The 14,485-nt window shown below is 71.8% G+C and carries 11 protein-coding genes; 5 read left to right on the top strand and 6 right to left on the bottom strand.

Going from position 1 to position 14,485, the window contains the following annotated elements; genetic code table 11:
* Nucleotides 1–92 precede the first annotated feature (92 nt).
* The 5 genes from ACWCP2_RS25640 to ACWCP2_RS25620 all read left to right on the top strand — a co-directional run bounded on the left by ACWCP2_RS25640 (nucleotide 93) and on the right by ACWCP2_RS25620 (nucleotide 5,637).
* Nucleotides 93–1,466: a DUF6002 family protein gene (locus tag ACWCP2_RS25640; protein WP_450910927.1), complete on the top strand. Its 1,374-nt coding sequence runs from the start codon at nucleotides 93–95 to the stop codon at nucleotides 1,464–1,466.
* 207 nt (nucleotides 1,467–1,673) lie between these two features.
* On the top strand, nucleotides 1,674–2,825 hold the full coding sequence (locus ACWCP2_RS25635) for a hypothetical protein (RefSeq protein WP_450910926.1): 1,152 nt from the start codon (nucleotides 1,674–1,676) through the stop codon (nucleotides 2,823–2,825).
* Entirely contained in the window at nucleotides 2,822–4,174 is a 1,353-nt protein-coding gene (locus tag ACWCP2_RS25630) for a hypothetical protein (RefSeq protein ID WP_450910925.1), read from the top strand. Before ACWCP2_RS25635 ends, ACWCP2_RS25630 begins: the two co-directional genes overlap by 4 nt.
* Before the next feature lie 84 nt (nucleotides 4,175–4,258).
* Nucleotides 4,259–4,675 (top strand): aspartate 1-decarboxylase, encoded by a 417-nt coding sequence (panD, locus tag ACWCP2_RS25625; protein ID WP_450910924.1) that lies wholly within the window; start codon nucleotides 4,259–4,261, stop codon nucleotides 4,673–4,675.
* The gene (locus ACWCP2_RS25620; RefSeq protein ID WP_450910923.1) at nucleotides 4,672–5,637 is read left to right on the top strand and encodes an ATP-grasp domain-containing protein; all 966 of its coding nucleotides are present in this window, start codon (nucleotides 4,672–4,674) and stop codon (nucleotides 5,635–5,637) included. The genes panD and ACWCP2_RS25620 overlap by 4 nt, the downstream gene beginning before the upstream one ends.
* Before the next feature lie 93 nt (nucleotides 5,638–5,730).
* On the opposite strand, the gene ACWCP2_RS25615 is transcribed toward ACWCP2_RS25620, so the two are convergent.
* The 6 genes from ACWCP2_RS25615 to ACWCP2_RS25590 form a co-directional block, all read right to left on the bottom strand.
* A complete protein-coding gene (locus tag ACWCP2_RS25615) occupies nucleotides 5,731–7,029 on the bottom strand; it encodes an MFS transporter (RefSeq protein ID WP_450910922.1) in 1,299 nt (432 codons plus the stop codon).
* A gap of 52 nt (nucleotides 7,030–7,081) precedes the next feature.
* Nucleotides 7,082–7,891, bottom strand: a complete 810-nt coding sequence (locus tag ACWCP2_RS25610; RefSeq protein WP_450910921.1) for a pyrroline-5-carboxylate reductase family protein — start codon at nucleotides 7,889–7,891, stop codon at nucleotides 7,082–7,084.
* A complete protein-coding gene (locus ACWCP2_RS25605; protein WP_450910920.1) occupies nucleotides 7,888–9,045 on the bottom strand; it encodes a pyridoxal phosphate-dependent aminotransferase in 1,158 nt (385 codons plus the stop codon). The genes ACWCP2_RS25610 and ACWCP2_RS25605 overlap by 4 nt, the downstream gene beginning before the upstream one ends.
* 64 nt (nucleotides 9,046–9,109) lie before the next feature.
* A complete protein-coding gene (locus tag ACWCP2_RS25600; protein ID WP_450910919.1) occupies nucleotides 9,110–10,411 on the bottom strand; it encodes a glutamate-5-semialdehyde dehydrogenase in 1,302 nt (433 codons plus the stop codon).
* A 1-nt stretch (nucleotide 10,412) separates the two neighbouring features.
* Nucleotides 10,413–11,489: a glutamate 5-kinase gene (gene proB, locus ACWCP2_RS25595; RefSeq protein WP_450910918.1), complete on the bottom strand. Its 1,077-nt coding sequence runs from the start codon at nucleotides 11,487–11,489 to the stop codon at nucleotides 10,413–10,415.
* Between the two features lie 56 nt (nucleotides 11,490–11,545).
* Nucleotides 11,546–14,485: non-ribosomal peptide synthetase (locus ACWCP2_RS25590; RefSeq protein WP_450910917.1), on the bottom strand; the 2,940-nt coding region annotated here is incomplete at its 5' end.

The raw sequence follows: 14,485 nt of genomic DNA, 5'->3' as shown, positions 1-14,485 counted from the left end.
GGGCCCTGGGGGCGGGGCTACGTTCAGGGCCCGGCCCGGGGCCCGGCCCTCACCGAACCCCACAGAACCGCAGATTCAGATGGGAAAGAGACATGCTTCTCGAAAACGCTCTCGTTCACTATTACGAAGAAGTCCGGGCGGCTCTGCGGGACCTGCTGGGCAACGCGAACGCCGCGGCCGGCCCGGCCGCCCCGGCCGCGGCCGAGTTCACACCGGGCGTCGAACTCCCCGAACTCACCCCGCAGATGACCGCCTACCTCTCGGTGTCCGGCCTGGCGCACTCGCCCATGGGGTCCTACCGGGGCAAGCGTCTGGCCCTGCTGGACCTGACGAAGAACCCCGCGACGATGACCACGAAGACCTTCGCTTCGCTGATCATCGTGGCCCGGGCCGTCCGCTTCATCCAGGACACCGGGCAGCGCGTCACCATCGTCACGCCGTCGTCGGCCAACAAGGCCAGCGCCATGCGCGACGCGGTCCTGCGAGCCATCGACTGCGGCCTCGTCGCCGCCGACCAGCTCAACGTCGTCGTGGTCGTCCCGGAGGGATCGGTCGGCAAGCTGCGCAGCACGGAGCTGTTCACCGACCGCGAGCTGCGCAGGCGCAACCCGATCGCCGTGTACAGCGGCGAGAACCCCGGCACGGTCAAGGCCATCGCCCGCGGTTTCGTCGACCAGTACTCCGAGGAGCTGGAGACCGACCGGAAGACCCACGTCTGGTACACCCTCCAGCTGGAGAACTACCTGGCCGCGGACGTGGTCCGGGCGCTGGCCGAGGCGGAGTTCTTCCCGGCCGCCGAAGAGGAGCCCCGCCTGCACGTGCACGCCGTCTCCAGCGCGTACGGCCTGCTCGGTCACGCGTACGGCCGCACCACCCTGCACGCTGAGGACCGCGCGCGGACCCCCGCCTCGCAGTACTTCCTCGTCCAGCACCTCGGCGCACCGGACATGGTGCTGAGCCTCTACAACGACGGCTCGACCGACCCGCGGCACCTGCCCGCGTACGTGTACGAGAACGGGACCGGGCTCTTCACGCAGAAGGAGAACCCGAGGTTCCCCGCGGTCACCTTCGACCCGCAGGAGGTTCTCGACCCGACCTTCTACACCCGCAACCCGCCCACTTCGGCCCGGATGAACGAACTGATCCACGGCCAGGGCGGCGGCGGCATCGTCGTCTCCCTCGCCGAGTGCCTCGGACGGTACGGACAGGTACGGGCCTTCCTCTCCGATGCCGGGATCGACCTCCCGGCGAACCCGACGGCGGTCCGCGAATGGTCGCTGGTCATGGCCGTCACCGGCATCCTCAACGCGATCGACCGGGGCCTGGTACCGCAGGCGGACATCCTCGTGCACGGCTCGGGCAGCTACGCGGCCGGCGACTTCGTCGACATCACCGCCCGCGACGCGCACTCCGTCCAGGACGTCGAGTCCATGCGCCGGCTCGTCCGTTACGCCGCCGACCTCTGAGCCGACCAGGCCCGCGCGCCCGCAGGCCGCCCGCAGGCCGCCCGCCGGCCGGCTGACCACCGGCCGGCGGGCCCGACCACCGGCCGGCGGGCCCGACCACCGGCCGGCGGGCCCGACCACCGGCCCCCGCCCTCACCCACCGCCGAGGAAGAACCCGTGTCCCCAGCAGCTCCCCGCCCGCGATCTCCGATCCACCACCGCTTGCGCATGCGTGCCGGATACCTCTGGCGCAACAGCAGCAATCCGGGGCTCATGTACGCACGGACCGCCTGGGACACCCGGAACCGGGCGGTCTTCCCCGCCGTCCGATCGGACCTCGGCGGCCTGTCGGTGAGCTACTCCGGCCTCGCCGAAGGGCTCGCCTACACCCTCGACTTCACCGAACTGCGCCGCGAGAGCGGTACGCACGCCGCCGAGCGAGAGGCGACGGAGCTGACCGGGCGCGACCTCACGTCCCCCGGCCGGCTGCCCGAGGCGGACATCACCATCGTCGGCACCAGCGCCACCCGGGCGCGACGGCTGCCCTCGGCGGCCTCCCTCGTCATCCCGATGCGGGTGCACTTCGTGATCGACTTCGACCCCGCCGACGAAGAGGGAACGGCCCGGCGGCGCATCTCCAAGCGCGAGCGCGAGCAGTTCAACCGCGACGCGCGCCGCACCGACTGGTCGTGGAGCCCGGTCCGCGATCCGAAGTGGTTCGACGTCTTCTACGACCGCTTCTACCGCCCCACGATGTTCAACCGCCACGGGGCGCGGGAGCGGACCGAGACCAAGGACGTGTCCTACGAGTGCCTGTTCCGCACGGGCCGGATGTTCGCGCTGTCCCAGGACGGCGAGCCCGTCGGCGGCGCGCTGTGCCACCGGGACCGCACGACGGGTGCGCTGACCCTGCGCCTGCTCGGTGTCCGGGACGGCGCGCAGGAGCACTACGACCACGGCGCCTTCAAGGCCATCTACCACTTCCTGATCGGCTGGTGCGCCGACAACGGCGTGAGCCGGCTCGACTTCCAGGGCACGGAACCCTTCCTCAGCAAGGGCACCTACCAGTGGAAGCGCCGCTTCGGCACCCGCGTCGTCCTGCCGCCCAACCACTTCGGCGGCAAACGGCTGTGGCTGGCCGTACGGCGCGACACCCCGCAGGTCCGGGACTTCCTCGTGGCCAACCCGGTCCTCGCGGAAGGCGCGGACGGGGCCCTGGAGGCCGTCTACTTCCACGACGCCGAACGCCCGGCGCGCACCGAGTACTCGGCGAAGTCGCCCGGGGTGGAGCGCGTACGCCGGATCGACCTGGACACCTTCCTGGCGTCCGTCCCCTCCGGCCCCTGCCCGTCCCCCTCCTCCGAGACGGCGCTCGCGTGAGCGCCCCCGCGCGGGCATCCGTCCCCTGGTACGGCTCCACCCCGCTCCCGCTCGGATCCCGCCTCCCCCTGCCGCGCGTCGTGGACGAGCTCGGCCTGGTGAGGGAGGGGGAGTACGCCCATGCCGTGCCGACGGCCGCCTCGGCGCACCCGGTGGTGCTCCCGCGCGCCTCCTACGACGAACTCTTCACGGCGTCCGCGGTCCTGCTCCGGCTGCTGCGCCGCACCCTGCTGGAGTCCGCGCCCACCGCGGCCGGCCGGGTCGCCGCCCTGGGCGCCGACCCGGAGATGTACCCGCTGTTCATGGACGGTCCCGCCGAGGAGGCCTACGCCACCTGCATGGCCCGCCCCGACGTCCTGGTCAGTGCGAGCGGACCGAAGTTCCTGGAGTTTAACATCGGCTCCGGCATCGGCGGCGTGGTGGACACGGCGCTGCACTCCCGAGCCTGGACCGCCGCCTTCGGCGGCCCCGGGCGGACGCCCTTCCGCGCCGTCGACCCCCTGGCCGTGCGCGACGAGATCTTCGTCAGAGCCGTACGGGACCTGCGCGTCGAACCGGCCGTCGCCGTACTCGGCTCGCTCCGGGACTACGCCCACGCGCCCCGCAGCTACTTCGAGCTCCAGGCGCAGTCCCTGCGCCGCCGGGGCCTCGACGCGGAGTTCTTCGAGCCGGAGGAGCTGCCCGCGGTCACCGGAGCCTGCGGAGCCCCCCGCTTCCGGCTGGGCCTGCGCCACTTCACCGTCCTGGAGTGGCGCGACAGGGGCATCGGCTTCGCGCCGGTACGGGAGGCACTGGACGCCGGCTGCACGCTCCTGGCCTCCCAGAGCGCCTATCTGATCGCCAACAAGAAGGTGCTGGGCTGGGTTTCCGAAGGCCGGCCCTGGATGACGGCCGCCGACCGGCAGGCCGTGGACCGCTACCTCCCCTGGACCCGCGTCGTCAGCGACCGCGCGGCGCGGTGGCGCGGCCGGGACGCGCCCGTCTCGGAGCTGCTCCTCGGCCACCCCGAGGACTTCGTCCTCAAGCCCGCCATCGGCATGAGCGGCCAACAGGTGCTGATCGGCCGCACCTGCGCCCCCGACGTCTGGCGCCGGGCGGTGCGCCTGGCGGCGGCCGCCGAGGACCACATCGTCCAGGAGTACGTGGAACCGGTCCCGTACGCCATGGAGTTCATGGACGAGAACGGGTGCGCCACCCAGCGGGCCGAGGTCCTGCCGGTCTTCAGCCCCTTCCTCTTCGACGGCCGCGACGGCGGCTGCATGGTCCGCTACCTCCCGCCCGAGCAGGAGGGCGTGGTCAGCATCAACGGCCACGGCGCCCTGCCGAACGTGGCCGTCACCCTGCGCTGACCACCCGCGCCACCCGCACGACCCGCACCACCCGCACGACCCACCGTGATCACCCCACCCCCAACCCCTCAGGGAGAACCCGCCATGTTCCGCAGCATGATGAAGTCCAAGATCCACCGGGCCACGGTCACGCAGGCCGATCTGCACTACGTCGGCTCCGTGACGGTGAGCGCCGACCTCATGGAGGCGGCGGACCTGCTGCCCGGCGAGCGCGTCGACATCGTGAACATCAACAACGGTGCCCGGCTGTCCACGTACGTCATCGAGGGCCCCCGCGACTCCGGGATCATCGGCATCAACGGCGCCGCCGCCCGCCTCGTCAGCCCTGGAGACCTCGTCATCCTCATCGCCTACGCCCAGGTCTCCGACGAGGAGGCCCGCGCCCTCGTACCGCACGTGGTGTTCGTCGACGAGCGGAACAAGGTGTCCCTCACGGGCGGCGACCCGGCCGAGGCCCCGGCCGGCAGCGGCCTGCTCCGCGGGGACGAGGTCGCGGCGTGAACGGCCTGATCACATGGATCTACCAGTCGGAGGACTCGGACCCGGCCGAGGTGGAACGCTTCGAGGAGAGCATCACCCGCCGCTACTCCGCCCTCTCGCAGCCGCGCGGATTCGACTTCCGGGTCATCCGCGCGACCGAACTGATCCCCTCGTGCGCGGGCAAGCCCGTCCTGCGCTACCGCGGCGAAGACCTGCTGGACCACAAGCAGTGCTACATCGTCGAGGACATGAGCACGGACCCCCAGGGCCTGCACGCCCTGCGCGCCGTCTACCGCACCATCGCGTCGAGCGACTCGGTCCTCCTCAACCGCTCCTTCGACGGCCCCGACTACCTCGAACGCGACAAGCTGGCCCTCCTGCAACACGCGGCGGGCCTGGGTGTCCCGACCCCCGGCACGGTGGCGATCCCGCCGGGGAAGTACGCCCGCAGGGCGATCGCCGAGGCCCGGCGCGTGCTCGGCGCGGGCCCGTACATCGTGAAGCCCCGGGAGATGTCGAGCGGCACGGGCGTCCTGCGCACCGAGTCCGACCAGCAGCTGGCGGCAGCGATCGACATCGTGGCCCAGAGCGACTCCGGCTACATCATCCAGCCCCTCATCGCCCACCACGGCGACATGCGCGTCTACATGGCGGACGGCCGGGTCGTCTCCTCCCTGACCCGCCGCCCCAAGAAGGACGGCTACCTGGCCAGCGTCAGCCAGGGCGGATCGATCGAGGTGAACGACGACCACCTGGAGGTCGCGGACCACTGCGAGCGCATCGCGAAGAGCCTCGACGCGCAGTGGCTCTGCGTCGACTGGCTGATGACCGACTCGGGCCCCGTCCTCAACGAGTGGAGCACGGCCCACGGCGGGTTCACGATGATGCCCGAACCCCAGCGCACCCAGGTCGCCGACGCCTTCTTCACCTGGATCAACCGCATGTACACCCGTGGCGGCGACCGGTCGCGAGTCCAGACCTGACCGCCGTCCGCTGACGCCCTGACGACGCACGGTCCGGGGCACCGAACCACCGGCCCGGCCGCATCCACGGATGCGGCCGGGCCTTCGTCGTGGCTACGCCTGGGGTACGGGGGCGGGGCCGGAGTCCGCTTCGGCCTTCTCGGCCTTCTCGGCCTTCTCGCGGTCCGCCCGCGCCTTGGCCAGCGCCGCCTCGACCTTGGCGTTCGAGGTCATCGTCAGGCTGAGCAGCGTGCTGACGGCCAGGAAGACCGAGCCGATCAGGTACGGCGCGCGCAGGCCGCCCACGGTGGCGAGCCACCCGCCGAAGAGCGCACCGACCGGGGCGGTTCCCAGGGCCATCAGCCGGCTGGCCGCGGAGACCCGGCCCATCAGCTCGTCCGGGACGACCGACTGGCGGACCGACGCGGCCAGCACGATGGTGGCACCCAGGCCGGCGGCACGCAGGGCCATCCCCGCGCCCACCACCACAGCGCTGTCGGTGAGTCCGATCGAGGCCTGTGCGGCCGTCAGCAGGGCGGCCGTCAGGATCAGCGCGCCGCCCGTGCCCAGCCGGTTGCTGAGCCATCCGGACAGGACGCTGCCCAGGAGGCCTCCCAGGGCCTCGGAGGTGAGCAGGATTCCGTACCCCACCGGCCCCAGGTGCAGTTCCTCCTGGGCGAACAGGACGAATACGGCGGCGCCGGCGCTGAAGGCGAAGTTGCCGAGCGCGGGACGCAGCGAGAGTCCGAGGAGCAGGGGGTCGCGGAGCAGGTACGCGGCGCCGTCGCGGGCGTCCTTGAGCAGCGAGTTCTTGGCGACCCGGGGCTTGGGCGGGCTCGCGGGCAGCGAGCGGATCACCAGCGAGCTGAAGAGGAACGACAGGGCGTTGGTGATCAGCGGGAAGGTACGGCCCAGGGTGAACAGGGCCGCGCCGGCCGGCGGACCGGCGAAACCGTCGAGGACGTCCATCGTGCCGCGCAGCCGCGCGTTGGCCCGCTTGAGCAGCGACTGGTCGCGGTTGAGGATCTCGGGGAGGTACGAGGTCGCCGCGGTGTCGAACAGGATCTGTCCGATGCCCAGCAGAAAGGCGAGCCCGATCAGCAGGGGGACGCCGAGCCAGCCGGCCGCGGCCCCGGCCACCGCCGCCAGGAGCAGCACGCCACGGGCCGCATCGGTGATCCACATCGTGCGCCGCCGGTCCCAGCGGTCCACCAGCGCTCCGCCGATCAGCCCGAAGCACAGCCAGGGCAGCAGGGCCGCGGCGGAGACCACGGAGAGCAGGACCGGGTCGCGGGTCAGGCTGGCGGCCAGCAGCGGCAATGCGGACAGGTAGACGCCGTCGCCGAACGAGGACGCGCCCGAGGCGAGCCAGACCCGCTGGAACGCCTTCGGCATGGCCGTCTTGCTGGTCAAGTTGTCTCCAAGTGGGGTAGGGAGCGGGGTCGGGAGGCCTGGGCGCTGGGTCTCAGGCGGTGACGAGTCGTGCGAAGGACAGCCGCACCGCCGCGTCGACCGCACGTCGGGTGCTCTCCGGCAGCGCGCACGCGTCGAGCGTGCGCAGGGCCGCCTCGGTCATGCCGCCGGGCGAGGTGACCGAGGCGATCACCGAGGCGGGTGTGACGCCGCCGGCCAGCAGCGAGCCCGTGCCGCGCACCGCGTGCCCGGCGAGCGTGGCGGCCATCTCCTCGGACATGCCGTGGGCGGCGCCGGCCGCGGCCAGGGCGTTCGCGAAGTACGCGACCAGGGCGGGCCCGGCACCCGAGAGCGCGCTCACCGCCTCCAGCTGATCCTCCTCCGCGAGGATCACCCGGCCCAGTCCGGCGAACAGCTTATGCGCCGTGTCCAGATGGCGGACGCCGGCCCCTTCACCGAGCACGGTCACCCCCTCCCGTACGGCGATCGCCACGTTGGGCACCGCCCGGACCACGGGCACCCCGGGAAGCGCCTTCGCGACGGCTTCCGTGCGCCAGGACGCGACGAGGGAGAGCAGCATCTGCTCCGGCGTCGTGACCCCGGCCAGTCCGGCGAGCACGGCGGCCGTTTCGTGCGGATGCACGGCCAGGACGACGACCGGGGCGTCCCGTACGGCCTGCGCGAGCGAGTCCGCCGAACGGATGCCGAACTCCGCGGCGAGCGCCCGGGCGCCCGCGCCGGTACGGGACACGCCCCGCAGGAGTTCCGGGGCGTGCCCGGCGGCGAGCAGCCCCCGCACCATCGCGCGGGTGATCCGTCCGCACCCCACGAAGGCGATGGCGTGCTGCCCGGAGGCGGTCACCGGGTCTCCTCGATGAGGGTGGCGACGGCGCAGACGCCGCGGATCAGCCGTTCCTCGCTCTCCGCGCCCACAGAGATGCGCACGAAGCGGTCGCACGACGCGCCGTACCCGATGCCGGGGACCACGCCGACGCCGTAGCGGGTGAGGAGGAGCTCGGCGAACTCCTCGGAGTTCAGCCGGGACGCGCCGAGCGACGCGAAGAGGTAGAAGGTGGAGTCGCCGGGCATGCACTCCACACCGCGGTCGGCGAGCAGTGCGGCCAGCTTGTTGCGCGTCCGCACCACCCGCTGGATCTGCGGACGCGTCTGCTCGAGCATCGTCTCGAAGTGCTCGGCCAGATAGTGGCAGAGGATGGTCGGGGCGCACGTGACCATGTGCTGCTGGAGTTTGAGGATCTGCTGCGTCAGGCGTGCGTGCGCGATGAGGTATCCGATGCGCCAGCCCGAGATCCCATAGTTCTTCGACATCGAGTTGCAGACGATCGTGTGGCGCTTGTCGGGGTCGCCCTCCAGCGCGGAGACGAAGGTCTCGCCCTCCGGAACGAACTCGTGGTAGGCCTCGTCCGCTATGAGGAACAGGCCGTGCCGCTCGGCGAGATCGTGCAGGTCCCGCAGCTCGGCGGCGCCCATCCTGCGGCCGGTGGGGTTGTGCGGGTTGTTCACGACGATGGCCCGGGTGCGCGGGGTGATGTACGACTCCATGTCCGCGACCGAGTCGTACCAGGGCGTTACGACCGGGACGCCGCGGGCGAGCCGCACCTGGTCCGGGTAGCTCACCCAGAGCGGCTCCGGGATGATCACCTCGTCACCGGGCTCCAGAAGGGCGGTGAGGGTCATGTAGATCGCGGCCTTGGAGCCCGCGGTCACCATGATCTCCGTCTCGGGGTCCACCTGCACGTCCGAGGCGCCCAGATGGTACTTGGCGAGCTTCTCCCGCAGCAGCGGTACGCCGCGCGAGTGCGAGTAGTGGTGGATCTTGACGGCCGGGAGTCCTTCGAAGGACGGGGTCGCGATGTCGAAGAACGCCTCGCCGAGCGAGAGCGTGATGACGTCGATGCCGGCGGCCTGCATCTCGTAGATGCGGTTGTTGAGCCTGATCGAGGACGCCTCCGACACGGTGTCCATGAGGCTGGAGTACTGGAGCGTCTTCATCATCGAGGCGTCTTTCGGTGCTGGCCGACCGCTGTCGTCGAGCGGTGGGAGGGTGGCTCGGGCGGTGTCAGAGAACACGGATCTGGCCCTCTCCCCACACCACGTTCTTCACGCAGGTGAGCGACTCCAGGCCCATGGGGCCCCGGGAGTGCAGCTTCTGCGTGGAGACCCCGATCTCGACTCCGTAGCCGAACTCGCCGCCGTCGGAGAACCTGGTGGAGGTGTTGACGAAGACGCTGCCGGAGTCCACCGCACGGGCGAACCGCCGGGCGACGGTGATGTCCTGCGCCACGATCGCCTCGGCGTTGCGGGTGCCGTACCGGTTGATGTGCCCCATGGCGTCGTCGAGGTCCTCGACGACCTTCACGGCCAGGACGAGGTCGAGGTACTCCGTCTCCCAGTCGGTGTCCCGCGCGGGGGCCGCCGCCGGCCACACCGCGCGGGTGCGGTCGTCGCCGCGGACCTCGACACCGAGGCCCTGCAGGACGTCGAGGGCCTGCGGCAGCCACGTCGCGGCGAGGTCCTCGTGCACGAGGAGGGTCTCGACGGCGTTGCAGACGCTGGGGCGCGACGTCTTGCCGTTCACGATGATGTCGGTGGCCATGGCCAGGTCGGCCGTCGCGTCCACGTACACGTGGCAGTTGCCGTCGCCGTCGATGACGGTGGGCACGGTGGCGTTGTCCTTGACCGTCTTGATCAGGCCGGGGCCGCCGCGCGGGACGAGCAGGTCGACGTACTCCTCGGCCCTGAGCAGTTCCAGTGCCGCCTCGCGGGAGGAGTCCCGGATCAGCTGGACCGCGTGGTCCGGCACGTCCTCCTGGCGCCGCAGGACCTCGGCCAGCACGTCGGCGATCGCCGCGTTGGTGTGCAGGGCGATGGAGGAGCCGCGCAGGACGGCGGCATTGCCGGACTTGAGGCAGAGGGCGGCGACGTCGGCGGTGACGTTCGGGCGCGCCTCGTAGATGACGGCCACGACGCCGAGGGGTTCGCGGACGTGCTCGATCTGGATGCCGTTGGGGCGGGTACGGCCCTCGACGACCTGGCCCACCGGGTCCGGCAGGTCGATGATCGTGCGCATGGCCTGCGTCATGCCGGCGATGCGCTTGTCGGTGAGGGTCAGCCGGTCGATGAGGGTGGCGGAGGTACCCGCCTCCCGGGCCGCGGCCACGTCGAGCGCGTTGGCCTCCTTCAGGCGCTCGCCGGAGCCGTCGATGGCATCCGCCATCTCCGCGATCACCCGGTCCTTGGCCTCGGTGGTCAGCTCACGCAGGACGAGCGAGGCCTCGCGGGCACGCCGGCAGACGTCGGTGACGGTGACGGTGTCGGTGTCGGTGGTGGCGGTGGCGGTGGTCGTGGTGGGAGCGGTCATTTCAGGCCTCCTGAAGGCTGACGTAATCGGTGTGGTCGAGCACGGCCGGGCCGGTGCCCGCGTGCGTGAGTTCGATGAGGTCCGCGGAGCTGAGCCGGGTACGGCCGCGGACGACGACCCTCCAGTCCGCGTCGGTGACGTCGACGACGGCCCCGGCCGGGAAGTCCCCCTCGTGACCGCGGATGTGCTGGGTGGTCAGCACCCCGCCGCCGGCCACGACCGAGGCGGTCTCGGAGCAGCACAGCAGGCGCCCGGAGGGCGGTGCGGAGAACGACCGCCACAGCCGCCCGAGGTCCGGTTCCTTCTCCGGAACGCGCGGGTGCACGAGTGTCCCGATGGCCTCGCCCCGTACGGCGCGCACGACCGCGTCCTCGGTGTCGGACCCGGCGATGACGACGGGCACCCCCGCGAAGGTGGCGATCCAGGCGGCGCACAGTTTGGCGGGCATGCCGCCGGTGCCGAGCCCCCGGGCCGCGACACCGGCGAGCCGTTCCACCTCGGGCGTCATGACGGCGATCTCGGGGATGCGCCGGGCCCCGGCGTTGCGCCGGGGGTCGCTCTCGTACAGGCCCGGCACATCGGTGAGGAGGAGCAGCCGGGCGGCCCGCAGCGAGCCGGCGAGCAGGGCCGCCAGGACGTCGTTGTTGCGGACCATGACGGCGTCGTTCTCGTTGACGACGGGAACGAGCCCGGTGTCGAGAGCGGCCTCCAGCGCGGTCCTGACACTGTCCCCGTGCTCGGGTCCGGTCAGGTCGAGCGGAGTGAACAGGAACTGCGCCGCGATGAGGCCGCGGTCCTCGAAGGCGGCCCGGAAGGCCTCGAAGAGCAGGCCTTGGCCGACCGCCGCCGCCAGCTGCGGTTCCGCCGCGTCGGCGGAGGTACCCGCCGCGGCCAGCCTGGCGCGGCCGGCGGCGATGGCGCCGGAGCCGATGACGACCGCCTGGATGCCGTCGGCGCGCAGTTCGGCGACCGCGTCGGCGACGGCCGCGAGCTTGGCGCGGTCGGGCTGCCCTCCGGTGATGAGGGACGAGGTCCCGATCTTGATGACGACGCGTTCGGGAAGGGTGCCGGATGCCATGGAACCGCCTCCGTTCTTGTGAGTGGGCTTGACGTGCGAGTGGCTTGGGCGTCCGGTCAGGACGGGATGCGGGAGGGGCTGTTCAGGTGCCCGGCCACGACGCGGCCGATGGCGGCCAGGGGGGCGGGCGCCGTCATCTCGCCGTGCGCGCAGTCGATCGAGTGGACCTCGATGCCCCCGGTCACGTGCGGCGCCCAGGCCTGCGCCGGGTCGTGCGCGGCGGCGTCGACGGTGGCGGCGAAGAAGACCATGGCGCCGTCGAAGACTTCGGAATCGAAGGTCCCGCGCAGGTTGGACACGTCGACGAAGACGCGCGCCAGCGTGGCGAAACCGTCCGGGCCGAGCTCCGCCAGAGGGCTGTCGGGAGCGTCCGGGGCATGGCCCACCGAGGCGGAGAGCGCCGGCCACACACCCGCGGAGTCGTAGCCGATGAGCTCGGCGGACGGGTCGACCGCCGAGGGGTGTCCGTCGAGCACGCCGAGGAACTCGACCTGTTCGCCCTCCTCCCTCAGCCGTACGGCCAGCGAGTGCGCGGCGACCCCGCCGAACGACCAGCCGAGCAGGGAGTAGGGGCCGTGCGGCTGCACCGAGCGGATCTGCGCCAGGTAGTCGCTCACCACCTCGTCGTAGGACTGCGGCTCACTGCCGGGCCGGCTGAAACCACGGGCCTGAAGCCCGTAGACCGGCTGGTCGCGGTCGAGGTGGGCCAGCAGTCCGCTGTAGCACCAGCTGAGGCCGATCGCCGGGTGGACGCAGAACAGCGGGTTCCGTCCGCCGCTCGTGCGCAACGGCAGGAGCACATCGAGCGAGCCCCCGGAGGCGCCGCCCGACGGGTCCTGGCCGAGCCGGCCGGCCAGCAGGGCGGCCGTGGGCGCCTCGAAGAGCGCGCGGACGGGCAGTTCGGTGTGCAAGGCGGCGCGGATCCGGCTGATGAGCCGGGTCGCCAGCAGGGAGTGGCCGCCCAGTTCGAAGAAGTTGTCGTCGATCCCGATGCCCTCCACGCCGAGGACGTCGGCGAACAGGTCGCACAGGGTGACCTCGGTGGGGTTGCGCGGCGGGCGGCCCTCCCTCGCCCGCAGCGCGGGCGCTGGAAGCGCCCGGTAGTCGACCTTGTTGTTCGGCGTGAGCGGCAGCCTGTCCAGCACCAGAACGGCGCTGGGGACCATGTACTCGGGCAGCGACCGGCGGGCGTGCCGGTCGAGCGCCGCCAGGTCGATCTCACCGTCGCCGACGAGGTACGCGACCAGCCGCTTGTCGCCGGGGCGGTCCTCCCGGGCGATGACCGCGATCTGCCGGATCCCCGGGAAGGAGGCGAGTACGGACTCGATCTCCGGCAGTTCGATGCGGAACCCGCGGATCTTGACCTGGTTGTCGGCGCGGCCGACGAAGTCGATGAGCCCCTCGGCGGTCCACCGCACCCGGTCGCCCGTACGGTACATGCGGGAGCCGGGCGGGCCGTACGGGTTGGCCACGAAGCGGTCCGACGTGAGGTCGGGCCGGTTCAGGTAGCCCCGGGCCAGGCCGGTCCCGGCCAGGTACAGCTCGCCGGTCACCCCGCTGGGCACCAGGTTGAGGGCGTCGTCGAGGACATGGGCGGACATGCCGTCCAGGGGGCGCCCGATCGGCACCGGTGCCGGGACGTCCGAGGACTTGCGCCACGGGGCGGAGGTCGCGAACAGGGTGGTTTCCGTCGGCCCGTAGTTGCTGCGCACCAGGAGGTCCGGGCAGTGATCGAGGACACGGCGGACCGCCACCGGCGACACGATGTCGCCGCCGGTGATGACGACCCGGACCCCGGCGAAGCACTCCGGGTGCTCCTCGGCCATGACCCGGAACAGACCCGCGGTGACATCGACGCCCGTGATCCGCTCCTCCTGCATCAACCGGGCCAGCCGGTCGACCGTCAGGTCCTCCTCCGGCGCGATGACGCTCGTCCCGCCGTGCAGCAGCGGGTACCAGAACGAGTACGTGGACGGATCGAACTCGTAGGGGGTGAGCAGCAGTACCCGGTCGTGGTCCCCGGGAACCAGGATGGAGTCGCTGATGAGCTCGAAGACGTCCTGGTGGGTGACGGCGACGCCCTTGGGCTTGCCCGTCGATCCCGAGGTGTACATCACGTAGGCGAGCTGCTCCCGGTGACCGGGGACGGACGGCGCGGGCGTCGGTACGGCGGGCATCTCGCCACCGTCTTCGTCGGCCAGCAGCACCGTGGGCGCCTCGGGCAGTCCGCGCGTCCGCATCACCTGGTCGGTGAGCAGGACCCGCGCGCCGCACTCCTCCATGACCACCTGCATGCGGTCGAGCGGGGAGGCGTTGTGGAGCGGCACGTAGTACGCACCGGACTTGAGGATGGCGGCCAGGGCGACGACGAGTTCGACCGTGCGGCTCATCAGGATCGCCACCGGGCGCTCCGGTCCCGCACCCGCGGCGATCAGCCGGTGCGCCAGCCGGTTGGCCCGCTCGTCGAGCTCCGCGTACGTCAGGCTCCGCCCGGCGCAGCGCACCGCCACCGCGTGCGGCGTCCGGCCGGCCTGTCGCCCGAAGGCTTCCTGGAGCGAGGACTCCGGGAAGGCCGAGGTGTCCGGCTCGGGTCCGGTCGCCTGGAGGTCCAGCTCCGCACGCTCCTCGTCCCCGAGGAGGTCGATGGTGCCGATGCGCTGGGCCGGGTCGGCGGTGACGGATTCCAGGACGCGGATGATCCGGTCGAAGAGCCTGCGGACCGTACGGGCTTCGAAGAGGTCGGCAGCGAACCCGACGGCCGCCCACAGCGGACCCGGCCGTCCCTCCTCGGTGAGCCCGGCGTAGACGCTCACGTTGAGGTCGAACTTCGCGATGTCGAGGTTGGTGGGCAGCGCCTCGGCCTTCGCACCCGGTATCAGCAGTTCCGCATCGCCGCCCGTAATGACCTCCAGCATGGTTTGGAAGAGGGGGTGGCGGTTGGGGAGGCGGGGTGGGTTGAGGGCTTCGACGATGCGTTCGAAGGGGATGTCTTGGTG

It is taken from the genome of Streptomyces sp. NPDC002104 (genome assembly GCF_053593795.1).
Note: the sequence above shows the minus strand (reverse complement) of the source record. Positions and strands in the feature narration are given on the sequence as shown.